Below are 24,680 nucleotides of genomic sequence, written 5' to 3'. Positions count from 1 at the left end.
CCTTACTCCCTGCACCCTGCACCCCTGCCTCTCCTCTCCTCCGCGCCTCTGCGTCTCTGCGTGAGAAAAAATCATGAATGAAATCTTAGCAATAATCGACAAACTTGCACTTTTCACATTTATCGTCTTCACCATGCTGGGTGCAGGGTTAAGTCTCACCATACAACAGATTTGGGAACCACTCCGCAACCCCCGCTTAGTCATCTTGTCTCTGCTGACAAATTTTGTGTTGGTACCGCTTTTTGTGTATTTGCTGCTGCAAGTAGTACATCTGAGTGAACCACTAAGAGATGGCTTACTAATCATGGCAGTAGCATCAGGTCCCCCAGCACTACCAAAACTTGCCCACATAGTCAAGGGCAACATAGCTTTCTCCGTGGGATTAATGATGATGCTCATGCTGGGCACAATCTTCTATATGCCGATCGCTCTACCATTAGTTGTAGAAGGTGTAGAAATCAACTCCTGGGACATTGCCAAACCCTTATTATTAATGATGGTCAGCCCATTGCTCATTGGGTTATTTATCAAAGCCAAATTGAGTGCGATCGCCCCCATTATCCAGCCAATTCTGTTCAAATTATCGAATGCGGGATTACTTTTAGGTTTAGCAGTCAGACTGATAGTTCACACTAACGATATTATTAGCTTATTACAAACAGGTGCTATCTTAGTTTGTGCTGTTTTCATAGTCTTCTCCTTTACAGTGGGTTATCTTTTGGGTGGGCCTGGTATCGACACTCAACGAGTGCTAGGAGTTGGAACAGCTCAACGCAATTTTGCCGCAGCATTATTAGTAGCTACGAGCAACTTTGAAGATCCCAGTGTGGTGAGCATCATTATGGTGACGAGTATCTTAATGATGGTGATAGTTCTCGTCGCGGGAAAAAAGTTCACAGAAATCGACCAACCACAAGTTTCTCAGATAGAACAGGTAGAAGTATAGCTAGGGAGTTAAGGTCACAAAAACTCAGAGTTTTGTAAGTTTTAACATTGCCTGTAAGTGGAGCATAAAATTTTAGGAGTTGCGCCTAAATTTCGGGGTGCGGTAAGTTAATTGAGCATTGATTTTTAGGGATGTTAAAGTCAAATATATGTAGAGGTTGTGACTATGACCCAAGCACAAGCACAAACCGAACCAAAATTATATACCTTTGATGAATTTATTGAATGGTATCCAGAAACCTCGAAAGTCCGGTATGAATTGCATGATGGAGTAATTGTCGAGGTGCCAAAACCTAAAGGTAAGCATTCAAATTTAACAGGTTCTCTTGTTGGAAGGTTGCTGATAACGATTGATAAAATGGGTAAAACTGACATTTGGACAATACCTAGTCCTTAAAATCGTCCATTTCCCTGGACAATATGCTTAACTGTTGTTAGGGTTTCCAAGCTAATAAAACCCCGGCGATGACCTTTCTGGTTAGACATGCCGAGAAAGACAGCATCACCTCGTGAGGGGTTGCGGTAAAAACGCGGGGAAGCATTAATGTAAGTAGAAGCGCTATTGACTCCTAAGGCAAACTGGCGGCTTTCCTGGTATGATTCAGTGACAATGCAGTCGGCATGACCACTACTGTGTTGATTAATCCAGGCGATCGCTACTTCTAAACTATCCACTAATTTAAAAGCCACTGTTTTAGTTAAATAAGCGCTGCCCCATTCCCCTTCTTTAGCTAGCTGCAATTGGGGAAAGGCTTCTACAAGTTCTGCATCCCCTCTAATTTCAAAGCCTTTTTCCTTCAAGCTGTTCCATAGCACCGCTAAAGAGGATGGCAAGGCTTGGCGATGGATGAGGACTTTTTCAATGGCGTTTACCGGATCTGGCTCACTCTCATGGCTATCGATAATCATCCACCGTACCATCTCTAAGCTGGCATTTAACGACCAGTAGAGATAACAATTACCCATTGCCGACTTTAAAACTGGACAAGTGGCCTGTCGCACTACCTGCTGGACTAAACTAGAACGTCCATAGGGAATCACTAAATTTAAATATTGGTCTTGGACGACTAAATCTCGGGTAGAAGCACCATGTTCTTCTGTAATTAATTCTATACAACCCGATGGTAGACCAACTTCGGCGATCGCATTTTGCAGTACATCAGCAATCGCTGCGTTAGAATGGCTAGCTTCAGTACTACCTTTGAGAATAATACTATTACCAGTCTTGATGCACAAACCTGCAGCGATCGCGCCTAAATCAGGAAATGCTTCATAAATAAATCCAATTACTCCTAACGGCATTAACTGGGAGTAACTTTGAGAGTCTTCTTGTTGATACTCAGCGTTTCTCACGCGCCGTAGCGGATCTGATAATTCCCCCAACCGTTGTAGAATCTCCACGGTCGTTTCTAGCCGTGTGGGAGTCAGCTTCAGCCAATCTAAAATCAACTCTGGCACTGCCATTTCCCGACTCGCTTCTAGATCCAATGTATTGGCTTCCAGAATATCGTCAAATGAGCGTTCTAGCGATCGTGCCATCGCTAATACAGCGCGACTGCGGTCTACTCCTTTGGCAATTCCCAATTTGAGAGAGGCTTGATAAGCGCGTTTAGCGCTATTCATTGGTTCGGGGCAATCATCAAAAACTTCAACGGTCATTGAATTAACGTCTGTAGGTAAGCCAGACCATTAGTGCTGGCAGAATAGCCAAAAGCACCGCCACCATTGCCCAAGCAATAATGCTAGAACCATTTGCCAATCGCAGTGCTAATGGTAACCATATAATCACTAGCACGAAAATAATGCCCAGTGCTATTGGCAGATATCTTTCTCCCAGATGTGGATGGACAACATGCCAACTATTTCCCGTCCAGCGCCAAGCACGCTTATAAGGATAGGTGGTGGAAAGTTGCTCTAGAACATAACCATTATCTTCCACCACAAAGATTTGTTGACAGCGATCGCAACCAAAAGCGTCAGTCAAGGTAATGGGAATTAACCGTCCCCGGCGACGACAGGGACAGGGATATTCCGCGTTAAAATCGATTTTTTCAGGTTTTTGAGATTGCACAAGCGTTCTAATAACTTGAGCGTGTGTTCATGATCTGCGAGAATACCATCCCCTTTTTTATCCTTACTTATAGGTGCTGGTTTTCCTATTTTCAACTTTTTTATATAAATAGCGGAGTCAGGCAAATACTGCCATCGTTTCCAATAGTAGATGAAACTAAGTCAGAATGTCGCAACTGCCATTTTTGGATTCGGACGTTCTGACAGAGTATATATCTCTGTTGTACTTCCCTAGAATTGGCAATCTTGTTTGAGAATTTCTTTTTCTTCATCTACAGCTTCAAAGGTAACGTAGTTGCGTTTTGTGGGCATTTATTGCATCAGTATATCTGGCGCAATTTCCAGTTTAAGTGGCGACAAATTTTTTTGGCTAACTTCGCTGCCAAAAGACACTTCGCACCCGATAACACAGCTATTTAACCAGCCTGAATCCAGTTTAGTATAATGTACAGAAAGATTTCGTTCACTGATAAAAATTAGCTTAATCTGAACCTAGTCTTTAAAATCAGTTAACAGTTATTGTAATATCAACTGTTAAAAGCATTTTGACTTACGTCTCTACTACAAAGCGGGTAACGCGATTCGAACGCGCGACATTCACCTTGGCAAGGTGACGCTCTACCACTGAGCTATACCCGCAATTACTAACCTAAATTTAAGCTTCCCATATTTATTTTGATTTGTCAAGTTTTTTAGTTGTCAGTCGTCAGTCGTCAGTTGTTTGTATTTGCCACTGACCACCGACTACTGACTCATTCAGAATTTAGCTCAGTTCTTCTGATTCAGCGGCAAGATTGCCCAGGCTAGCACTAGGAAAAGATGCAGGTAAAGACTGGGAATTAAGAGCATATGGCTCTGTGAGGTTAGAGCGCAATTGCCGCATAAGACTAGCCATCTCTAGAGCATTCATGGCATAATCCCAACCATGATTAGCTTTAATGCCTGCCCTTTCTAAAGCTTGCTGCATGGTGTCTACTGTCAAAATGCCAAAAATCACTGGAACGCCAGTTTGAAAGCTAGCGGCAGCAATACCTTTAGCAACTTCAGAAGATACATAATCAAAATGGGGTGTTTGCCCCCGAATGACTGCACCTAGGCAAATTATGGCATCATAGCGGTGAGAAAGTGCTAATTGGCGAGCTACTAAGGGCACTTCAAAACTTCCCGGTACCCAAACGTAGTCTACTTGATTGCCTTCAGGATTAGGGTCTACCCCGTGGCGTTTCAAGCAATCTTGACATCCCTCTAGCAGTTTCACGGTGACAAGGTCATTGAATCGACCAATCACCACTGCGAACCGTAAAGGTTCTGTTTGAGTAAAAGTTCCCTCAAAAACTGCCATGATGGCCTCTTAATCAACTATACTTCTTTGCCAATATACATTTCTTCTTTAAATGTAGAGGAGCAGAAGAACACAATCAGATAAAAAGAACAGAATTTTCAGCTATATCACATCAAAGCTACTTGATTGATCATGTAGAGCGTTCACTGTTGACCGGATGCGGAGCTTGAATTTCTCCGCTATCAACAGTCAGCGGTCAACGACTCTCGCAAATGATTGTGCCATTGAGATGTGTTTTAGCCTATCTATTCCTGGTTCTCTTTGAGGTTTGATCTGGATTCTTCCGCTCCTATGGCACTTATTACTATTTGTCTGGACTATGGCTAAGATGTAGCCTAGACCACAAAAAAGTTGAGTAGACCTACTAAAATCACTAAGATAGCCCAGGCTCCTGAACCAATCCAAAGCAGCTTTTTCGATTCGATCCAATTTTGTGGAGTGGCATAAGCAACGGGGACACCAACCACTAGTACAAAAGACAGGAGTACTAAAGATAATAAAGCGATTTGGAATAGTATGGTCATTTTTGCTTCTCCCAAGATAGCGAAATACAGCTTGCAAGCTAAAGGTTTTTTCCTTATTTGTAAGCTAGCAGAAATTGCGTCACTATAGTCATTAGTCCAAAGTTCAAATATTGACTCTTGACTTTTGACTCTTGACTATGGATTTAATCCTTTGCCACACAACAGCTGACTTTGACGCGCTAGGCTCTGCGGTAGGGCTAACGCGCTTACTACCGGGGAGTAAGATTGTGCTGACTGGGGGAACTCATCCACCTGTCAGGGATTTTTTAGCGTTGTATCGGGATGAGTATCCGCTGATTGAACGACGTTCTGTAAATCCAGACAACATTCGTTCTTTGACAGTGGTGGATACACAACATCGCGATCGCTTGGGTAAAGCTGCTGAGTGGTTAGATTTACCTCATATTAAAGAAATCATAGTTTATGACCACCACCTAGGACAAGAACCAGACTTTCCCACCACGCAGTTGTCTGTTTCTCCAGTGGGAGCCAGCACCACCCTGATAGTGGAGCAATTGCAACAACAGCAAATTTCTTTGACTCCAGCCGAGTCTACGGTGATGGCTTTGGGTATCCATGTTGACACTGGCTCTCTCTCATTTGACCAGTCCACACCACGAGATGCTTTAGCTTTGGCTTGGTTGATGCAACAAGGAGCCAGTTTATCGGTTATTTCTACCTACCGTGACCCTGGTTTATCTCCCCAACTACAGCGGTTGTTAACTGAGGCGCTAGAAAACTTAGAATATCTCTGTATACGTGGATATACTATAGCTCGGGTGACTCTGAGAACAGAAAGTTTTGTGCCAGGGTTATCAAGTCTGGCTTCGCAACTGATGGAGTTAACGGAAATTGATGGTTTATTGTTAGCGAATGAATATGCTTTGGGCAAAGATGACTCTCGCTTAACTATTATTGGGCGCTCCCAAATTTCCAATACAAATCTTAATTTATTATTCCAGCCTCTCGGTGGCGGTGGTCATTCGCAAGCGGCATCCTTGAATCTACGAGGCGTAGACTCACAAGCAATACTCAACCAACTCCTGGCTCAAATCAAAGCGTCTATTCCCCATCCCCCCACAGCGAGGGACTTAATGTCTTCCCCAGTCCGCACTATCCGCCCAGAAACCACAATTGCAGAAGCACAGCGGATTTTGTTGCGTTATGGACACTCTGGTTTATCTGTAGTCAATCCTCAAGGGCAACTAATAGGAATTATTTCTAGAAGAGATATCGATATTGCTTTGCATCATGGGTTTAGCCATGCACCAGTTAAAGGCTATATGACAACTACTCTCAAAACTATTACATCAGATACCACATTGCCACAAATTCAGTCGTTGATGGTGACATATGATATTGGACGCTTGCCAGTTTTAGAAAATGAACAGCTAGTAGGTATTGTCACTCGTACTGATGTGTTGCGGGAATTACATCAAGACAGTGCTGAGTTCCCAATGGTGAGTGCTGAGTCTCAACTCTCTCTCAGCACTGGCTCCCCAACACTCAGCACTGAATTACAATCTCGTCTGGCGCCGCAACTGTGGCAATTACTCACCAAAGCATCCCAAGAAGCAGAAAAACGGGGTTGGCATCTTTATCTTGTAGGTGGTGCTGTGCGGGATTTGCTGTTAGCGCAAGAGTCCCAAGGCACTTTAATGATTACGGATATTGATCTTGTGGTTGATGGCTTTCACAAAACAGCGGATGTGGGTGCTGGTGTGGAACTCGCCAAAGCATTACAAAAAATTTACCCAGAGGCTCGCTTAGAAATCCACGGCGCTTTTCAAACTGCGGCTTTGTTGTGGCACAAAGACCCCGTGTTAAACTCATTGTGGGTAGATATTGCCACTGCTAGAACTGAATTTTATCCTTACCCAGCGGCAAATCCCGAAGTTGAGGCGAGTTCTATTCGTCAAGACTTGTATCGTCGAGACTTTACCATTAATGCGATCGCCCTGCGACTGACTTCACCTCGGGCTGGGGAATTACTCGATTTCTTTGGTGGGTTACTAGATTTACAAGCCAAGCAAATTCGGGTTTTACACCCCAACAGTTTCATTGAAGATCCCACCCGGATTTATCGCGGTGTGCGCTTTGCTGTGCGCTTGGGATTTCAAATAGAACCGCAAACAGAAGCATACATTCGTTATGCCATTAATAGTGGCGTTTACGATCGCACTGCTCAAGAAAATAGCAAAACCCCAGCCCTGCAAACCCGCCTGAAAGCTGAATTAAAACATATTCTAGAAGCACCATACTGGCAAAAAGCATTACAGTTGCTCGATAATTTAGGAGCATTACAGTGCATCCATCCCACCCTCAGCTTAGATGAAGAACTACTGCGACAACTACGGCTACTAGAACGCTGTTTACGGCGCTTTGACACCCAACAAACCCTGGTTCACTGGCAAATGCACCTAGAAGCACTAATCGCCCACCTTACACCACAATATCGGGCGAAAGTTGCCATAAATCTGCAATTGCCAGAGGATAGCATCACCAGGTTGAAAAACTCAGCCCATGCACAAGCTGAGTTATTCACAGCATTACCCACTTGTCAGAGTCCCAGTCAATTAGTGCAGTTACTCAAACAGTACAACATCCCGATGCTGATTTTAATTGCTGTGCAGAGTCCGCGAACAGTCAGGCGAAAGATTTGGCAATACTTTACCCATTGGGTGAATGTGCAGCCACTGTTGAATGGTGACGACTTAAAAAAATTGGGCTACAAACCAGGGCCACAGTATCGGCAAATTCTAGATGAATTGCTAGTAGCAACTTTGGATGGAGTCATTAAAAATAGAGCAGAAGCGGAAGAATTTTTAGCCCAGTCTTATCCGCAGTCATTGAGATTTTAATGTTGTATTATCACTCAACACTCTTCGTTCCCCTCCACCTCCACAGCGACTAGAATGAGAATTAACGTAACGTTCTCTATTAGCTAAAGTGTCAGAATCTCTGCCATTGCGCGATCGCTATCTCTCTCTCATCGATGACATTGTCCAATCTACCCTCAAGGGCAAGATTAGCTCTGTGGAACAGGTGTATCAGATATTGCTCAAAGACTTGACCCCTGGTACGGGAGAGGTGTTTGAACTAGCTTTGAGCGATCGCCTGAACACGATCCAAAGCCAAGCAGACAGCGAACAAGATGAACTCAAAAAAGCCAAAGCTACCCGCAGCTTGAGAGCAATTAAAACAATACAAACTCAATGGCAACGCTGGCAAGAGCAAAACAAAGCCACAGAAGCGATCGTCTTGGCAATTAGAGAAATCACCACAGCCTCTACTGATGAGCGTCTGGGTATATTCTTAAGTTTTACCGATCCCAATCAAAAGTATCCGCTGAATCTCCAACAGCTACAGCAGGTGTCAAAATCATTACAGCAATTTGCCCAAGCTGACGCTGATTTACAGCAAATATCAATCGGAATTACCCGTGGTTTAGGCTCTTGGCAACGATTGCAAGACCATTTAGTTAGTTGGATGTACGAGCAAAATCGGGAACTGGGATTTGGTGGTGTCCCCGGAGAAAGCGGCCCTTGGGCAACTTGGGCTAAACAAGTTAATAGCCAGTTGACTAAAGGACTGCTTCACACCTTAGCCTTAGAAGAATCTGCAATTCAATTTGCCCAACAGCAGCGTAGTATCACCCTCAGTGATTGGGTGGAATTAGCATTGATTTTGCAGTTCTTGCAGCGGGGGCTAGTTAACTGGTTTGACCAACAAGCTTATAATGTCCAGGCTGGTTCAAAATTATCTATTTCTACGTTTTTGACCTTTGCAGTGATTTGGAGCCAGTTAGCGAGTGGTTTTGGCAGTGTTGCGGCAGTTTACGGCGATGCGGCTTCACAAATTATGCTGCAAATTCTGCGAACCTTTGCCCAACGTGCATATTTTCCCCTATATGGCGGGATTTTTGCCTCGTTTTCTGGCAGTTATTTACGGGATGCTTTAGATTATCTTGATGAACCCTTGCGACAAGTTGAGGGAACTCAAGAAAAAGCGCGGATTTTGACGCTTTTAGGTTATTCACAGCGGGCTTTGGGACAATACAAACGCTCAATCACATTTCATCAGCAAGCAGTAGAAATTTCTAGAAATGCAGGCGATCGCCCCTGTGAAATTGCCAATCTCAACCACCTCAGCCGTACCTACGTCCAAGAGCAAAATTATGCTGAGGCGATTAACTATAGTCAACGCGCGTTAATTCTCAGTCGTCAAGCAGGCGATCGCACCGGAGAAGCCAATGCACTAGTTAATTTAGGCTATAGCGAAGTCATGCAGGCAAAACAGCTAGAACAACTAGAGCCAGAAACCTATGAAATGGCGATTAATTATCTACAACAAGGTTTAAAGCTATCAGAACAATTAGGTGATATTCAAAGCAAAGCTCTGTGTTTAAGCAGTATTGGCATTGCTTACCAAGTTATTCAACAACCAGAAGCAGCCATCAAAAGTTTAGAAGCAGGTTTTAACACAGCACAGCTTTCTGGGGATTTGTATTTGCAAGGATTGAACTTAGCCAACTTAGCTGAGGTAAATTATAGTCAAGCAAATTTTGCTAGAGCAATTTACACAGGTTGTCTGGGGATGTATTTGTTAAATCAAATTGCTTCTCAAGAATGGCAAAAACCCGCAGCATTACTGGCGATTTTATATAGTCAACTTGGGGAAGCAGCTTTTCAGGATGCTTTGCAGCAAAGTCGCTCGAAATTCATTGCCATTATTGGTGTTGATGGCTATGATTACATTCCCCAGTTGTTAGGAGAATATCGCCAAAGTATGTAGCGCTAGCAATATTAGCTATTGCTAATGGGATTGATAAAATAAGCAAATCATAGGAGATTTTATGCTGAGTATCAACCTGGATAAAGAGACTGAGAAGTATTTAGTAGAAATTCTTGCTCAAGAGAAAACCACCAGTATTGAGTTGATTAAACGCTTGTTGCGTGAACATTTGGCAACCTTACAATCCCGAAAAACTGTTTTAGAACGAATGGGTGGTTATCCTGAGTATTTACTCAATGGTCCGAGTGATTTATCTGATCGAGATGTTCGCCGAAAATTGATTGGTCAAGATATACATGATGAACAGATAGGAATAATACCTAATGCTGTTCGTCCGATTCACATCAGTATGAACAAGGAAAATCAACAGATTCCAGAAAAATGACCTATCATCCCGTCATTCTTGTAGATACATCATTATTGGTAGCTTTTTATAATAAAACAGATAATTATCATGTACAAGTTACTAATTTTTTTGCCGATTGTACTAGTGAATTAGTAACTATCCCTGCATGTGTGACTGAGGTGATGTATTTTCTTAGTTCTAATTGGCAGGTGCAAAACGTATTTTTATCACATATAGTAAATCTGGTATATAAGTGTGAACAACTGACAGTGGAGGATTTTAAGCGTATTTCTGAACTTAATACCAAGTATGCCAGCTTGCCGGGAGATTTTGCAGATTTGTCCTTGATTGCGATCGCTGAACGGTTAAACATTAATGCCGTTGCTACCTTAGCTAAAGATTTCGACATTTATCGCCTCTATCGCAACCAACCTTTCGATCGAGTATTTTTTCCGCAGTAGTGTTAACCAGAAAATCTAGCGATCGCCTTTGATTAAATTACTTGTATGTGCTGGATATAGTAACAGCGATCGCTAGAGTTAAATTCAAATTTGACATCTGTTACTCGGATATGGGCTGATTAATCACCTTTTTCAACAACTCTGGAATCTGAGAAGGACGTTCAGCCACTGGGACTTGTGCTGCTTTAAATGCAGTTAATTTATTTTGCGCTGTGCCAAAGTTAGGATCGCGGCCAATAATTGTGGCTAAGGTGCCAGTTTGACGCCAATGTTTTCCTGGTGGTGCTTGTCTACCGGCGACGTAAGCAATAACTGGTTTATCAATTGCTTCCGAAATATAGCGCGCTGCAGTTTCTTCACTATCACCACCGGGTTGACCGACTAAAACGATCGCCTGTGTGGTTTCATCCTCGTCGAGAATTTGTAGCCATTGCAAAAACGATGAACCAACGATCGCATCACTGCCAATACTGACACTAATTGATTGTCCCAAGCCAGCTTTGGTTAATTCGTAAGCGACTTCATAGGTGAGGGTGCTGCTGCGACTGACAATTCCCACTACACCGGGAGTATAAAATTCACTAGGGTGAGTACCTAAAAGGATTTTACCGGGGACGATGATCCCCGGACTATTTGGCCCTACTACTAGGGTGTCGCTAGCTTCGGCTTTGCGGAGTAATTGGACTATATCTAGAGGTGGTACGCCAGCAGAGATGATGATGATCTGGCGAATATGAGAGGCGATCGCTTCCAAGGCTGCATCCAGTACTTGGTAAGGGTTTACACAGATGATTGTCGTGTCAATTGCCCCAAATTGTCCTACTACCTCTTCCACCAGATCGAATACTGGCAGACCATACAGTTTTTGTCCCCCAAATCCTGGATTGACACCAGCAACCAAATTTGTGCCATAAGCTTTCATTTGAGCGATGTGAGTTGCTGAGATGAATTCACAGAAGCCTTGGATTAAAACTTTGCTGTCTGGCGTTAAGTTCATAAAATAGTAAGGTAATTTTTGCCGACCCAGTACCCGAAGCCACTGGGAAGAAAAACGACACATGCACAGTGTCGGCTGATCCCATTTTTACGTAAATTCAGAAAAATTGTTGTACCGGTCAGTGCTGATTCTGGTCACTAAACCCGGACTATAGTAAAGAATAATTAATCTAAATGCACTAGAAACACATAATGTACTTTGCACTGCAAATAATATTTATCTTGATGGTTACAAAAGGTCATAACACATTCAGTATTAACCTTTAACTGAGGAGAATACTAGTAACAATCAACACTGTAGCATCTTGTGGTTAAAACAAGATGCTGAGGTGATTAATCACTTTCATCAGGTTTGATAGATAAATTTGTCGTATCCACTACACCTCTCCCGTACTTAAGTATTACCTTTTGTAAGCAGTTGACTTGGCAGAACGAACTGCTTCGGCCACGGCTGCATCTAAATTTTCTACCACGATGAGTAGATCACCCTGATTTTTGATTGTTGCTAAATATTTTTTAGCAGCATCAAAATCAGAACCAGCAAGACGGACAACTAACCGGGGTAAAGAAATTTCTCGACGAGTTTTGCTGCCATTAGAACGTACAGCCTGTGGTTTGAGTTCGCTAGTGTTTTGTGGCAGAAATTTGGCTATGACTTCGGCCAGTTCCGTGGATTGGGGAATGTTACCCAGGAGGTTAATGAGTATTACTTGAATACTTTTATCAGCTGCGAGGATTTTCAACCCTTTTTCTAGGCGATCGCAAAAAGTAGTCGGAGATTTATCAGTCAGGAAAGCATGACGCAGATTCAAACACACACCAGGCTTACCACCACTGTTGGCGACTAAATCTAAAGTTGCCATCACCGAACCAGTACCATTGCCCAAGATACCGATTTTACCACCGTGTATTTCTATTCCATCCCAATTACCTAAATGACCATTGATCTCACCACCAGTATTAGTAGTGACTATTTTGTCCACCATCTGTGTGAGTTCTGGATGACGACCGATCGCCCGTTCATTCACTCTCACTTTGCCATTGAGTGCCATAACTTGACCAGATGCGCTAACAGCCAGAGGATTGACTTCCACTAGGTCTAAGTCTTGTTGCACAAATAACTGGTACATCTTCTCGACCACAGTACTGATTGACTGCATCAGCGCACCCTGCAAGCCCATTTTTAAAGCTAGTCGTCTGGCATAAAATGGCGAAAATTCTTGTTCTACGACGACATAGTGCATTTTCTCCCCAGCTGATTCCCAATCAATATTGGCTTCCTTACAACCTAAAAGTACTGGGCGGCAGACAGCGGTGTCTAGAACTACTGCTAAATAAAATTCTTCTTGGGCATCATACTTAGATTCTGCCAGCACAACTTCCGGCAACTCTCCCCAAATTGGCAGATTGAAGATGGTTTGCGCGGCGGCGATCGCGTCGATTGTGGTTTCGACAATTCTGACTCCACCTGCTTTAGCCCTTTCCGCTGCATGTACTTGTGATTTCAGTACAATCGGATAATGGATTTTCAAACGTTTCAGGTCTGTGGGGTGATCAATTCTCTGGGAGGGCAATACAGGAATGCCTATTTTCCCAAACCATTCTTTAACTTGGTACTCCAATAAATCCATGGACACGCACCTCGTATTGACACAATCATCAGCATTTTTTTGGTGCTATCTTTGACATTTTCCAGCACCATAATTAGATAATCAGACTTTGGACAGCTATAAAAATTTATTTTTCACGTATCAATTTTATCTAATTTAGTAAAGGAAGCAACTTAATTTTTAGGGCTAACCTGCTGATAGCATCTCAAAAATATGTATTTAATGTTCTTAGTGAATTTGTCAGCATGTCAGATAACTAGCAAATTTGTCAACAACCACTAACGTACTATTTTTCGTGCTATTTGGGATAGCTTCATAACTCAATAGGGTTCAGTTAGGCTGAAATGCAATACTTCTAAGGGGCACGGCACCGACAAATATCTTTAACTGAACCCTATTGCTTCATAACTACTGTACTGTAATTTCTGCAATACGTAGTTGTAGATGATCTACATTTCATCATCATGCATACAGTCGTAAAAATGCCCAAATACTTTATTGTTCCCATTTTATATTCGTAATTTCTACTTTAAGTCAGATTGTCAAATGTAACGTATAGTATTACGCAAATGATTATTGGTAAAAATTAGGAATTTGTGTTAGAAAGTTGTTCTATCTGATTATTTGGCTATGGTTGGTTAAACCGTGCATCTGTATTCAAAAAACGGAAGTTTTTCACCTTCTACTCTCGATCATCAGCAAAATCATCTAGAAGAACAGCAAGAATGCTCTATGAAAGTAGCAGTTCAGCAGGAAGATTTACAGCTTTTAGCCAAAACTTTGCAGGAACAATTACTTGCAGCAGCTCCATCTGGTCAAGCCTTCCAAGTGAAGTGTGCTGTCAAGAATGATGAGTTAATGATTCTAACTCAACATCCAGCGAATGTGACAGTTGATACCGAGACAATCTTTCAACTGCTTGAGGAAGCGCTCCAGTCTTTGCCAAGTTACTGGGAGCAGCGTGTGCAATGTTTCCTCAGAATCTCTGGTGAAAACCGCCCTTATGCCCAACGTTGGCTGACGCTGCATGAGGAAGACAGGGGGGGAGGGAGTGAACCTGAACAGCCGATCTCCCCATCTGCTGATCACCAAATCCATGAAACAGTCACGGAAGAGGGGGACTTCAGTAACCGCACTATGTGGGGAATAGGGGTGATAGAGGCAGAAGGAGAAAGCGAACAGCCGATATTTCCACCTGTTGAGGACGCAATTTTATCTAGTTATGAGTCTAATGCAGAGCCAGAATCAGAAGAGGAAGAAGCTTTTGATCCCTTGGCAGGTGGGCCGGATTTGTCGAGTTCCAAGTCAGCACGACTAGTCAAACCAATCTTATTAGGTGTTGCTTTGGTGGGGATTGTGCTATCAGGCGGTGCTTACTTACTGACTCGTCCTTGTGTGATCTCAGAGTGTAAAGAACTGCAAACTGCGGAGCAATTAAAAACAGAGTCCAGACAAATGATCCGCCGTGCTAAGTCGGAAAAAGACTTGGTAGTGTTGCAGCAACAACTGAATACAGCTAGCTCATCTTTAACAATAATTCCTAGTTGGTCTCCGCATTACCGGGCTGGAGAAGAACTAAAAGCCAGCTTGTCTACACAGTCAGAAAAAATTGACCAAGTAGTAAAAGCTTTGCAGGGGGGATCTTTGGCGGTGCAAAAAACTCAAATCCCTGCCAAAAGCCTAGAAGAATTACAAGCTAGACAAAACCTCTGGCGACAGGCGATCGCCCCCTTAGAAGCCATAGATCCCCAAAGTGATGTCTATGGACTAGTGCAGCCAAAATTATTTCGTTATCGTGTCAGTCTCAAAAATGTCAACGAGCAATTGCTAGTAGAAGCAAAATGGCTGAAAAAGCTGACTGCAGCACAAGCTGTAGCCAGTGCAGCCACAAAGCAAGAAACTGCTGCTAAATCCTTGAATGACTGGCAAAAGGCGCAGTCTACTTGGCAGGTAGTAATTAATGCTTTAAATGCCATTCCTCAGACAAGCTCAGGATACCAACAAGCCCAAGCGTTATTGACAGAATATAAACCGAAATTAGCTGCAGCCCGCGATCGCGCCACGCAAGAACAATTAGCAGCTAAAACCTACCAACAAGCTGTAGGCACGGCTAGCCAAGCGAAAGCTGCGGAACAAAATAATCAATTGCCAGCAGCAGTGGTGCGATGGGGTCAAGCTTTACAGGCTGCTAAACAAATTTCTCGTGATAGCTCTTACTACACTCAGGCTCAATCCTTGATTGAACCCTATTCACTAGCCTTAAAGCAAGCACAAGAAAAACTCCAAAGCACTAGTAATCCCCAACAAACCCTGGCTGATCTCCAGAAAACTTGTACTAGTAGCATTCCGATTTGCACCTTCACCGTAGACAAAAGAGCAATTATCATCCAATTAACCGACGCCTACGACAAAATACGGCAAAGTGGTTTGGCTAATCCCGAATTGCCAGATTCCAGCAAAGCAAGTGGCATTAAACAATACTGGGAAAACTTACAAGACGCACTAGCAATCATTAGTGACAACGCCAACCTACCCCTACTTGTCTATGATTCCCAAGGCAGGCCAGTTTACACGCGATCGCGCCAAGGATGAAGAGTGCTGAGTTCCGAGTGCTGAGTGCTGAGTTAAAAAAACCACCCACGTCCCTTGCGCGTCTCCGACAGGAGAGGGGTGGGGTATCAACCAACTCCTGTATTAAAAGATTCCGCTTAACATCGGGCGGGGCATTTACCAAGTGCAAAAGTACTGAGTACCCGTTAATTTACTCAGCACTCAGGACTCAGCACTCAGTACTGAGTAGGGTAAATTAGGCGATCGTTGACTAAAATGATGTTATTAGAGTCATCAAATTAAACATCATTTGGTAAAACAGTATGGAGCAACAGATGGTTCGCACAACACTATCCCTCCCAAAGGATTTGTTAGCAGCAACGGATCAAGCTGTTCAAGCAGGAAAAGCCAAAAGCCGCAACGATTTCGTCACCAGAGCATTACGGCGTGAACTCGCTGCTCAAAAACGGCTAGAAATTGATGCAGCTTTAGCAGAAATGGCAAATGACGTAGAGTACCAAGCCGAAATTTTGCAGATGGAGGCAGAATTTGCCCCGGCTCAGTGGGAAGCCTTGAAACTAGGAGAAACCTCGGAATGAGATGGGGTGAAATCTATGACGCTCGTTTAGAGCCGACTGAAGGATCAGAACAAGGTGGAACCCGTCCAGTGATTATTGTTAGCCGAGATGTGATTAATGCTAGCAGTCCCGTGGTTATAGTAGTTCCCTGCACAACCTATCGAGCAGGTAAGCGGATTTATCCCACACAAGTGTTGATTCATGCATCCAATGGTGGATTAAGCCATGATTCACTCGCCATGACAGATCAGATTCGAGTCCTCTCAAAATCGCGCTTGTTGCGTTTGCGGGGCACTCTTGATCAGCAAGCGATCGCTTCAGTTGGGCGATCGCTTTTGATTGCCCTTGATCTACCGGGGCAAGAGGATGAAATACTCTTAGATGTGGATTGAAACGCACTGGAATTGCAATAGATTACGAGTTAAGTAGGTCGGCGTAAATAATTATTGTTGGAATAAGGCAGGGGGCAGGGGGCAGGGGGAGAAAGAGTTTGAGCCTTATTTACTTTTCTTCACATAGTTTGGTTTTATTGCACCGACTTACTTATGGAATAAAGTGGTTAATCTCGTTGGGAGATTACCAAAATAAATGCGCGATAAGTAACTACGCAAAATTAATTACAGTCATTGCGAGCGAAGCGAAGCAATCCCAGCCCTTGCGATTGCTTCATTTCGCTTCCCTTCGGGACGCTGCGCGAACGCTGCATTCGCAATGACATTGTGTAATTAATTTTGTTTAACTACTTATAACGAAATGAGAAAGCAAACCGCAGTTTGAGAAAGCAATATCTGTTTTTGCTTGCTGAATCTACCGAAATGAGAAAGCAAAAAGGCATTTTGAGAAAGCAATATCTGCTTTTGCTTGCTGAATCTACCGAAATGAGAAAGCAAAAAGGCATTTTGAGAAAGCAATATCTGCTTTTGCTTGCTGAATCTACTGAAATGAGAAAGCAAAAAGGCATTTTGAGCAAGCAAACTGGAGTTTGAGAAAGCAATATCTGTTTTTGCTGATTAAATTACACAAAAGTTGCTCTCCAGATTCCCGACTTCTTCAAGAAGTCGGGGATATAAACACTCGTCTGCAGTCTGTAACAGCTGTCTTAAAAGACATATACGAAGTCATATACAAAATCAAATAACCCATACACGAACCCATATATAGGACTGTAACAATTAAATTAAAGGGTAAAAGAAAAGTGAAATCGGCGATTAGAAACCGCACGCCAGTTGCTACCCTGCGGGTTCCGCTTTAGCGGTACAAGTCGGCAGAGCCGCCCAACGCACTGGCTCGTCTACACAAACAAAACCTACATCCGCAGGTTAAAAATCCTTGATTTCGGATTAGTCAACCTCCGTGGACTTTGTTTGTGTAGTAGCGAATTTTATTTGCCCAATACTTTTTAAACTCTTCCTTCTTTTACCTTTTACCTTTTAACTTTTAACTTGAATCTCATTATTGGCAGGAAACCATGACTACTTTATATATAACCGACCAAGGTGCATATCTGAGCGTAAAAAATCAACAATTTCAAGTATTTTATCAGCGAGAATTGCGGATTAAAGTGCCAGTATCACGGGTAAGCAATGTTGTGCTATTTGGTTCTTGCAACGTATCACATGGTGCGGTAAGCATGGCATTGTGGCGACGGATTCCAATCATGTATTTGTCGCAAAAAGGGAGTTATTTTGGCAGATTGCAAGCAGAAGGTGATGCTAGGGTAGAATATTTGATGTTACAAGTTGAGCGTTGTCAAAATCCTGAGTTTGTCAAAAAGCAAGCTGAGGCTATAGTTAGAGCAAAGTTGCATAATTCACGCATATTGTTGATGCGGTTAAACCGTCGTCAAAAATCTAAAAATGTAGATGGAACAATCATCAAAAAGGCATCTAATGAATTAGAGATTTTGATGAGTAATACCGTTTTTTTGTGAAGCTGCATATAATTCACCCCCCGGCTATCGCCGTCCCCCCTTACCAAGGTAGGGCTGTTTCGTTCCCTAAAAGGGTTAAAATTGCCAGGGTCAAAGGGATGAAAATTGAGGGCAAGTCCACAATTAAGACAAAAAATTTTGGCGTCTTCAGTCCGAAATACCTAATTTTTCTTTGCGTATTTGCGCCTTTGCGTGAGATTATCCTCTTGACAAATCCCCAACACGAGCGAATGAATCAGCCCTGCCTTACCAAGGGGGGACTACAGGGGGATATTATTATGTGCATCTTCATACAAAATAGGTATAAACTAACTTTTGCAGATAATATGGATGTGCTGCGGGGATATGAAGGAAGGGCGGCGACAATTTATTTTCAAGCACTGGGAAGTTTATTTTCTGGTTCGTTGACGTTTGAAAAGCGCACCAAGCGCCCACCCACTGACCCCATTAATAGTATGCTCAGTTCGGGCTACACTCTATTAAGCCAAAATGTTTATTCATTCATCCAATCTGTAGGATTGCATACTCATTTTGGGAATTTACACGTCCCCCGCGATCATCATCCAGCACTAGTAGTCTGTCAGGGTTGAAATGAGGGACTGTAGCGTCTCGCTCACGCGGGCAAGATGCCCGCACTACCAAAAACCCCTCAAAACAAAATTGACAAACCACTAGTACAGTGCGGCGGAAATAAGCAGACCATTCTCAATCGCTAAAAAGCTTACTCCATATTACTTTTGACTTTTGACTTTTGACTTTTGACTTCCGCCTTGCGGTACTAGTTTCTGATTTGATGGAAGAATGGCGTGCTGGCTTAGTCGATTCTTTGACAGTTTATTTAGTCAATTCGGAAGTTTTTACAATTGATGATTTTACATTACCTGATGAACGAAATGGAGTGTATTTTCAACCTCACGCACTCAAGAAGTTTCTGAAGCATTGGGAAGAGAAATTGCAATCAGAAGTGACGCATCCTCATACTGGACAGAAAGTAGTATACCGTCGCGCCCTTGAGTTGCAGGTACGGGAATACATTTCATGCTTGAAGGGTGAAGTGGAAGTGTATCGCCCGATGATTTGGGAGAAATAAAGTGTTCCACAAATAACCTTGCATAACCGGGGCGGTAGTAGAGAAAACTTATGTTAAGTTCGTGTTTGATGCTGTGAACAGTCAGAGTACTTTGTGATACCATGTAAAACAACAAACAGAACCTTGAAAACTTAATCTGACGTTTCCAAGTGAATCTCAAAGTACTTGTTTTGACTTTGTGTACGTAAATTTTTCGCGGGGGTCAGGCGATCCGTGAAACCCTGATGATTTCGTTGACCCCCGCGGAAAGCTTTCTCAGTAAGCTTTTGAGAAGGTTCTACTAGGACTAAATTCTCAATAAATGTAGCTTACTGACAGGTAAATTAGACCCCCCGCGAAAATGGGTATCTGTAACCCTGTCTGCATAAGGCTTCTAAATGAGTAGGGTTTTAATTCCTTTACCCCTCACGGGGATGGAAACTTCTGCAACGGGTGTCCCCAAGAAAGTTATCCAAGTGTTTTAATTCCTTTACCCCTCACGGGGATGGAAACTCGGACCGTTGGCCCTCAGGGGGGCAGAAAGGTCAACAGTTTTAATTCCTTTACCCCTCACGGGGATGGAAACTTTTTTGGAAGGAGGGCAAGCTTTTTCCAAGACATCCAACAAGTTTTAATTCCTTTACCCCTCACGGGGATGGAAACTTGGGGTCTTCTTTCTCTTCGTCCTCCTCCTCCTGTTTTAATTCCTTTACCCCTCACGGGGATGGAAACTGTCTTGTGCTGATGACATAAAGCAGAAACGCTGTATTAGTTTTAATTCCTTTACCCCTCACGGGGATGGAAACTTTCCGTTCCTGCGCCTTGTTGCGGGTTTCCATTAGTTTTAATTCCTTTACCCCTCACGGGGATGGAAACTGTCAGAAGAAACTACTTTGGCTGCACACACTTCAAAAACGTTTTAATTCCTTTACCCCTCACGGGGATGGAAACTTTTACGGACTCTTCAGAAACGATTTTCAAAGTTGTTTTAATTCCTTTACCCCTCACGGGGATGGAAACTTCTGTCCCTGCGCCTTGTTGCCCAGCTTCTGTTTGCTGTTTTAATTCCTTTACCCCTCACGGGGATGGAAACATGGCGAGTGGCAACTTGGAGTTGCCCTTCAATACCCTCGTTTTAATTCCTTTACCCCTCACGGGGATGGAAACCCTCCAGTCCATCCTACAAGATTAATAGTCCCATAAAGTTTTAATTCCTTTACCCCTCACGGGGATGGAAACATCTTGAAACGTTTGTTTCAATGCGTTCTTGAAATCTTGTTTTAATTCCTTTACCCCTCACGGGGATGGAAACATCAGCAACGGCTGATTGTTGTTTTGCGCCCAATCCAGTTTTAATTCCTTTACCCCTCACGGGGATGGAAACAGTGGGTTGCGGGGGAACTTTGTTCCCTCAATGTTTTAATTCCTTTACCCCTCACGGGGATGGAAACCTTGCAATAGACCAAGCACCAAATTTTATGGTGCCATGTTTTAATTCCTTTACCCCTCACGGGGATGGAAACCAGTGTCCTGCAAAACCGATGAATTGAGAAAGAAGAGTTTTAATTCCTTTACCCCTCACGGGGATGGAAACTGTTCTTCGCAGAACACAGTATTGCCATTTGGTAACTGTTTTAATTCCTTTACCCCTCACGGGGATGGAAACTATATAAGGTTCGTTGTGAAATTCTCCCAACAGGTTACAAGAAGTTTTAATTCCTTTACCCCTCACGGGGATGGAAACTCAACAATCACGCGACCGTTGCTGATTTGAACGCTGTTTTAATTCCTTTACCCCTCACGGGGATGGAAACAAAATATAAAAAGCCAGCACACTACACGCGAGTGTGATGATTGTTTTAATTCCTTTACCCCTCACGGGGATGGAAACCTTCGCCTTTCAGGCAAGGAGCGGAAAACTCCTTGTCAGTTTTAATTCCTTTACCCCTCACGGGGATGGAAACATCTTTGGTTTCGGGTTCAGACAAAAATTCTGATACCCAGTTTTAATTCCTTTACCCCTCACGGGGATGGAAACAAGCACACTCAAGGGAGCGTGCCGCGTTCTCGAAGTCGTTTTAATTCCTTTACCCCTCACGGGGATGGAAACCCAATGCGCCGAGTTCGGCGACTTGGTTGGAGACTTGTTTTAATTCCTTTACCCCTCACGGGGATGGAAACGTTAAATCTTAATGAGTCAAAGAAAGTGCTTTTTGCACTTGTTTTAATTCCTTTACCCCTCACGGGGATGGAAACCATTTCTGTCGTTTGGATTTCCTTGCACGTCTTTTTGAACTCGTTTTAATTCCTTTACCCCTCACGGGGATGGAAACTGTTGATTACAGTGCCTGTTGGTTGCAAGATGAAATCAGAAAGTTTTAATTCCTTTACCCCTCACGGGGATGGAAACTAAGTTGGTTTTTTTGATCTCCACCTTCCAAATAGTGTTTTAATTCCTTTACCCCTCACGGGGATGGAAACTAAGTTGGTTTTTTAGAGGGGTAGAAATTCCCCTAAAAATTGTTTTAATTCCTTTACCCCTCACGGGGATGGAAACCCGAGACGTCGCGCCGCACGGTGAAGTGCGGTGTTGCCGTTTTATTTCCTTTACCCCGTGAGGGGATGGAAACATTTTGGATGCGTCGTATGCGATTCTCTTCAACGAGATCGGTTTTATTTCCTTTACCCCGTGAGGGGATGGAAACAATACTGTTAGCATTAGAATCTCTAATCAAGTTAACTGGTTTTATTTCCTTTACCCCGTGAGGGGATGGAAACTTATTTTCTGGTTTTTTGAGTTCAGTAAAAAACTCAAGTTTTATTTCCTTTACCCCGTGAGGGGATGGAAACCATTTTTTCCTAAGTCATCTCTGAACCACAGAATAAACAGTTTTATTTCCTTTACCCCGTGAGGGGATGGAAACCAATTCCATCATAAACTTCCTGAATTTTTTCCTCAGTAGTTTTATTTCCTTTACCCCGTGAGGGGATGGAAACCAGAATCTGTTCCATGCTTCATCGGTTGGAAGCCGATAGTTTTATTTCCTTTACCCCGTGAGGGGATGGAAACTAATATGCTGCTGCATTATTGTTCGGGTAAATCCTGGTTTTATTTCCTTTACCCCGTGAGGGGATGGAAACCGTTAAAGCGCCGGTAGAAACTTTAAAGTCTCCATCCCTGGTTTTATTTCCTTTACCCCGTGAGGGGATGGAAACATGTGACAGCTTCCTACCCCAAGTTTGTGAACAGAAACGGTTTTATTTCCTTTACCCCGTGAGGGGATGGAAACCTTTCTCCTACACCTCTTACTAGAGGAAACTGAGCAGTGTTTTATTTCCTTTACCCCGTGAGGGGATGGAAACTTGTCGCCTATGGGTGGGTCTTGACAAGCCCCAGTTTCCAAGCGTTTTATTTCCTTTACCCCGTGAGGGGATGGAAACCTATTCACGAACCCTCCGAGTACCTTATTCCTCCAGTTTTATTTCCTTTACCCCGTGAGGGGATGGAAACCAGTTTCCAGAGGTCATCTCGCGGATGCCCTTCAACAGGTTTTATTTCCTTTACCCCGTGAGGGGATGGAAACCTATTATAATTCCAGCTAAAATAGCACGCAAGTTGGGTGTTTTATTTCCTTTACCCCGTGAGGGGATGGAAACTTCTCTCTCACCTCTGTCAGTGTCTGACCATTAGTGTTGAGTTTTAATTCCTTTACCCCGTGAGGGGATGGAAACTTGTTGGTGAGATTATTTCAGCTAGCACCTCCTCACCCAGTGGTTTTAATTCCTTTACCCCGTGAGGGGATGGAAACAGGTTTACAATCAGTTGATAGTCTTGAGATTTCAGAGTTTTAATTCCTTTACCCCGTGAGGGGATGGAAACAGTGTTAATGCCGGGTATAGAAATGTAAGAGTTTTTGGTTTTAATTCCTTTACCCCGTGAGGGGATGGAAACTGCACTTAGCAATATGTTTTTGTCTTTTTCTCCGAGCTGTTTTATTTCCTTTACCCCGTGAGGGGATGGAAACAAATGTTAAACCCTCCCTTGGTACAGTCTTCTGCATGGTTTTATTTCCTTTACCCCGTGAGGGGATGGAAACCATAAAGATCCGAAAGCTCCGTTGAGTGGAATTGACGCACGTTTTAATTCCTTTACCCCGTGAGGGGATGGAAACAAAGGAAGAATTTCAAATACTTTAGCTCGATACCCCGGTTTTATTTCCTTTACCCCTCACGGGGATGGGTGCGACTATCAATCGCACATGAGAGTGAGTGAGTATCGAAATACTCCAGGCAAATGTCTATGCCAGTACCCGCCCGAAGGGGCATAGCGGGTAACTGCGATGTCTCAAAGCTATAGGGAAATGCGTAAAATCTGCCAGCCGAAAAGCGGACTTAACGCACTTGGTAAGACCATTGAAGGGTTAACGAGAGTGAATCTTCGACGAGGCACTTAAATTTATTTATGGGGATTATCTTTTTACTTTTTACTTTTTACTTTTTACTTTTTACTTCTTAATTCACCTCACTAACTGTGCGGCTGAGTTAAAAAACTGACGACACAGTCCCTTCGTAACTAAAAGTGTGGTCAGTAAGTTAGCTAGAGCCACCATAAACATGATCAAAATTTCGTAAGATACAGCATCTAGAGGATTGACTCCGCCTAATAACTGCCCTGTGGTGATTCCGGGTAGTGCAACCATACCAATAATCATCATTTGATTGAGGGTAGGAATCAATCCGGCTTTGATGGCATCTTTGCGATATTGACTCACTGCTTGCTGGGGGGTTGCACCTAAACTCAAATGGGTTTCGATTTCCAATGGCGATGCATTAATAGTACTAACAAGCCGCTCACCGGCGATCGCTGCAGCATTCATCGCGTTACCTAAGACGATCCCGGCTAAGGGAATCACATATCGTGGTTCGTACCATCTCTCTGGTTGAATGATTAAGCAGTTGGTGTAAAGCACAGTCAGCGCAGTACTGGCTAAAATTGATCCCCAAACCCAAGGCAGCACATGGGGAACTTTTTGGCTGATGCGGTTTCGGGCGACAATCGCACTAATCGTCAGCATTACTGCTAAAATCGCCAAAACTGCCCAAGCATTGTTCAAAGCAAAGATGAAGTCGAAAACGTATCCTAAGACGAGTAGCTGTAAGATAGTCCTGCCAGTAGCGAGGGCTAAGTTCAACTCTAGTCCTAATTTTTCCCATGCAGATAAACTAATAGCGATCGCCATTAATCCTACAGCGATCGCTAAATCAACTACATCTAGCTTGATCAGTTCTGGCATTGATTTTCTCCCTCCTCAGTGGTTTTAATTAAAACATTCCTCACACTTGGAACTTTGATTCGAGGTGTGGGATCTTGGTTAATACTAAGACTTACGCAAGTGCCATATTTTTTTTCGTAGAGGCTGTCCAAAGTCAAAAGTCCAAAAAACTTCGATTTTTGACCCTTGACC

General features: G+C 43.2%; 18 protein-coding genes, 1 tRNA gene, 2 pseudogenes and 1 CRISPR repeat array. Of the genes and pseudogenes, 13 read left to right on the top strand and 8 right to left on the bottom strand.

Annotated features, from left to right (window positions below):
• Window positions 1-73: 73 nt before the first annotated feature.
• Both CAL7507_RS12440 and CAL7507_RS12435 read left to right on the top strand, forming a co-directional pair.
• Window positions 74-946, top strand: coding sequence for a bile acid:sodium symporter family protein (locus CAL7507_RS12440; protein ID WP_015128823.1), 873 nt, complete (start codon window positions 74-76; stop codon window positions 944-946).
• Between the two features lie 165 nt (window positions 947-1,111).
• A pseudogene (locus tag CAL7507_RS12435) lies at window positions 1,112-1,333 on the top strand (Uma2 family endonuclease); the annotation flags it as partial.
• Window positions 1,334-1,338: 5 nt separating this feature from the next.
• Here the strand turns inward: CAL7507_RS12435 and CAL7507_RS12430 are convergent.
• The 5 genes from CAL7507_RS12430 to psbZ form a co-directional block, all read right to left on the bottom strand.
• A complete protein-coding gene (locus CAL7507_RS12430; protein ID WP_015128821.1) occupies window positions 1,339-2,604 on the bottom strand; it encodes a glutamate-5-semialdehyde dehydrogenase in 1,266 nt (421 codons plus the stop codon).
• A 4-nt stretch (window positions 2,605-2,608) separates the two neighbouring features.
• Window positions 2,609-3,016 (bottom strand): hypothetical protein, encoded by a 408-nt coding sequence (locus CAL7507_RS12425; RefSeq protein WP_015128820.1) that lies wholly within the window; start codon window positions 3,014-3,016, stop codon window positions 2,609-2,611.
• A 566-nt stretch (window positions 3,017-3,582) separates the two neighbouring features.
• Window positions 3,583-3,654: transfer RNA gene (locus tag CAL7507_RS12420), tRNA-Gly, on the bottom strand.
• Window positions 3,655-3,778: 124 nt separating this feature from the next.
• Entirely contained in the window at window positions 3,779-4,357 is a 579-nt protein-coding gene (ribH, locus tag CAL7507_RS12415; protein WP_015128819.1) for a 6,7-dimethyl-8-ribityllumazine synthase, read from the bottom strand.
• 335 nt (window positions 4,358-4,692) lie between these two features.
• On the bottom strand, window positions 4,693-4,881 hold the full coding sequence (psbZ, locus tag CAL7507_RS12410) for a photosystem II reaction center protein PsbZ (protein WP_015128818.1): 189 nt from the start codon (window positions 4,879-4,881) through the stop codon (window positions 4,693-4,695).
• A 137-nt stretch (window positions 4,882-5,018) separates the two neighbouring features.
• Between psbZ and CAL7507_RS12405 the strand changes: the two genes are divergently transcribed.
• The 4 genes from CAL7507_RS12405 to CAL7507_RS12390 all read left to right on the top strand — a co-directional run bounded on the left by CAL7507_RS12405 (window position 5,019) and on the right by CAL7507_RS12390 (window position 10,482).
• Complete coding sequence (locus CAL7507_RS12405; protein WP_015128817.1) at window positions 5,019-7,742, top strand: CBS domain-containing protein; 2,724 nt, start codon at window positions 5,019-5,021, stop codon at window positions 7,740-7,742.
• Window positions 7,743-7,830: 88 nt separating this feature from the next.
• Window positions 7,831-9,675: a tetratricopeptide repeat protein gene (locus CAL7507_RS12400; RefSeq protein ID WP_015128816.1), complete on the top strand. Its 1,845-nt coding sequence runs from the start codon at window positions 7,831-7,833 to the stop codon at window positions 9,673-9,675.
• A gap of 61 nt (window positions 9,676-9,736) precedes the next feature.
• Window positions 9,737-10,060 carry a hypothetical protein gene (locus tag CAL7507_RS33085; protein ID WP_015128815.1) on the top strand — a complete coding sequence of 108 codons (324 nt, stop codon included), beginning with the start codon at window positions 9,737-9,739 and terminating at the stop codon, window positions 10,058-10,060.
• On the top strand, window positions 10,057-10,482 hold the full coding sequence (locus CAL7507_RS12390) for a type II toxin-antitoxin system VapC family toxin (protein ID WP_015128814.1): 426 nt from the start codon (window positions 10,057-10,059) through the stop codon (window positions 10,480-10,482). The genes CAL7507_RS33085 and CAL7507_RS12390 overlap by 4 nt, the downstream gene beginning before the upstream one ends.
• A 100-nt stretch (window positions 10,483-10,582) precedes the next feature.
• On the opposite strand, the gene CAL7507_RS12385 is transcribed toward CAL7507_RS12390, so the two are convergent.
• Together CAL7507_RS12385 and CAL7507_RS12380 are read right to left on the bottom strand one after the other, a co-directional pair.
• A complete protein-coding gene (locus CAL7507_RS12385) occupies window positions 10,583-11,479 on the bottom strand; it encodes a CoA-binding protein (RefSeq protein WP_042341308.1) in 897 nt (298 codons plus the stop codon).
• Between the two features lie 400 nt (window positions 11,480-11,879).
• Complete coding sequence (locus CAL7507_RS12380) at window positions 11,880-13,109, bottom strand: succinate--CoA ligase subunit beta (RefSeq protein WP_015128812.1); 1,230 nt, start codon at window positions 13,107-13,109, stop codon at window positions 11,880-11,882.
• Between the two features lie 711 nt (window positions 13,110-13,820).
• On the opposite strand from CAL7507_RS12380, the gene CAL7507_RS12375 reads away from it, so the two are divergent.
• The 7 genes and pseudogenes from CAL7507_RS12375 (at window position 13,821) to cas1 (CAL7507_RS12345) (ending at window position 19,236) form a co-directional block, all read left to right on the top strand.
• Window positions 13,821-15,680 carry a hypothetical protein gene (locus CAL7507_RS12375; RefSeq protein ID WP_015128811.1) on the top strand — a complete coding sequence of 620 codons (1,860 nt, stop codon included), beginning with the start codon at window positions 13,821-13,823 and terminating at the stop codon, window positions 15,678-15,680.
• A gap of 281 nt (window positions 15,681-15,961) precedes the next feature.
• Complete coding sequence (locus CAL7507_RS12370) at window positions 15,962-16,237, top strand: CopG family ribbon-helix-helix protein (protein WP_042341306.1); 276 nt, start codon at window positions 15,962-15,964, stop codon at window positions 16,235-16,237.
• The gene (locus CAL7507_RS12365; RefSeq protein ID WP_015128809.1) at window positions 16,234-16,608 is read left to right on the top strand and encodes a type II toxin-antitoxin system PemK/MazF family toxin; all 375 of its coding nucleotides are present in this window, start codon (window positions 16,234-16,236) and stop codon (window positions 16,606-16,608) included. Before CAL7507_RS12370 ends, CAL7507_RS12365 begins: the two co-directional genes overlap by 4 nt.
• A gap of 381 nt (window positions 16,609-16,989) precedes the next feature.
• On the top strand, window positions 16,990-17,202 hold the full coding sequence (locus CAL7507_RS32350) for a hypothetical protein (protein ID WP_042341305.1): 213 nt from the start codon (window positions 16,990-16,992) through the stop codon (window positions 17,200-17,202).
• 461 nt (window positions 17,203-17,663) lie between these two features.
• A pseudogene (gene cas1, locus CAL7507_RS12355) lies at window positions 17,664-18,128 on the top strand (CRISPR-associated endonuclease Cas1); the annotation flags it as partial.
• 296 nt (window positions 18,129-18,424) lie between these two features.
• Window positions 18,425-18,736 (top strand): CRISPR-associated endonuclease Cas1, encoded by a 312-nt coding sequence (cas1, locus tag CAL7507_RS30800; protein WP_369750909.1) that lies wholly within the window; start codon window positions 18,425-18,427, stop codon window positions 18,734-18,736.
• Between the two features lie 161 nt (window positions 18,737-18,897).
• On the top strand, window positions 18,898-19,236 hold the full coding sequence (gene cas1 / locus CAL7507_RS12345) for a CRISPR-associated endonuclease Cas1 (protein WP_369750908.1): 339 nt from the start codon (window positions 18,898-18,900) through the stop codon (window positions 19,234-19,236).
• A 386-nt stretch (window positions 19,237-19,622) separates the two neighbouring features.
• Window positions 19,623-23,459: direct repeats of the CRISPR family, unit length 35 nt; unit sequence GTTTTAATTCCTTTACCCCTCACGGGGATGGAAAC.
• Between the two features lie 273 nt (window positions 23,460-23,732).
• Here the strand turns inward: cas1 (CAL7507_RS12345) and fetB are convergent.
• Window positions 23,733-24,509 carry an iron export ABC transporter permease subunit FetB gene (gene fetB, locus CAL7507_RS12340; protein ID WP_015128808.1) on the bottom strand — a complete coding sequence of 259 codons (777 nt, stop codon included), beginning with the start codon at window positions 24,507-24,509 and terminating at the stop codon, window positions 23,733-23,735.
• Window positions 24,510-24,680 lie beyond the last annotated feature (171 nt).

Source organism: Calothrix sp. PCC 7507, from assembly GCF_000316575.1.
GTDB lineage: Bacteria > Cyanobacteriota > Cyanobacteriia > Cyanobacteriales > Nostocaceae > Fortiea.
The sequence above is the reverse complement of the archived record's forward strand: the minus strand, read 5'-3'. Positions and strand labels throughout refer to the sequence as shown.

Coding starts and splice junctions, on each gene's coding strand:
- CAL7507_RS12440 (WP_015128823.1), top strand. CDS start 74: ATGAATGAAATCTTAGCAATAATCGACAAACTTGCACTTTTCACATTT.
- CAL7507_RS12430 (WP_015128821.1), bottom strand. CDS start 2,604: ATGACCGTTGAAGTTTTTGATGATTGCCCCGAACCAATGAATAGCGCT.
- ribH (WP_015128819.1), bottom strand. CDS start 4,357: ATGGCAGTTTTTGAGGGAACTTTTACTCAAACAGAACCTTTACGGTTC.
- psbZ (WP_015128818.1), bottom strand. CDS start 4,881: ATGACCATACTATTCCAAATCGCTTTATTATCTTTAGTACTCCTGTCT.
- CAL7507_RS12405 (WP_015128817.1), top strand. CDS start 5,019: ATGGATTTAATCCTTTGCCACACAACAGCTGACTTTGACGCGCTAGGC.
- CAL7507_RS33085 (WP_015128815.1), top strand. CDS start 9,737: ATGCTGAGTATCAACCTGGATAAAGAGACTGAGAAGTATTTAGTAGAA.
- CAL7507_RS12390 (WP_015128814.1), top strand. CDS start 10,057: ATGACCTATCATCCCGTCATTCTTGTAGATACATCATTATTGGTAGCT.
- CAL7507_RS12385 (WP_042341308.1), bottom strand. CDS start 11,479: ATGAACTTAACGCCAGACAGCAAAGTTTTAATCCAAGGCTTCTGTGAA.
- CAL7507_RS12380 (WP_015128812.1), bottom strand. CDS start 13,109: ATGGATTTATTGGAGTACCAAGTTAAAGAATGGTTTGGGAAAATAGGC.
- CAL7507_RS12375 (WP_015128811.1), top strand. CDS start 13,821: ATGAAAGTAGCAGTTCAGCAGGAAGATTTACAGCTTTTAGCCAAAACT.
- CAL7507_RS12370 (WP_042341306.1), top strand. CDS start 15,962: ATGGAGCAACAGATGGTTCGCACAACACTATCCCTCCCAAAGGATTTG.
- CAL7507_RS12365 (WP_015128809.1), top strand. CDS start 16,234: ATGAGATGGGGTGAAATCTATGACGCTCGTTTAGAGCCGACTGAAGGA.
- cas1 (WP_369750909.1), top strand. CDS start 18,425: ATGTGCATCTTCATACAAAATAGGTATAAACTAACTTTTGCAGATAAT.
- fetB (WP_015128808.1), bottom strand. CDS start 24,509: ATGCCAGAACTGATCAAGCTAGATGTAGTTGATTTAGCGATCGCTGTA.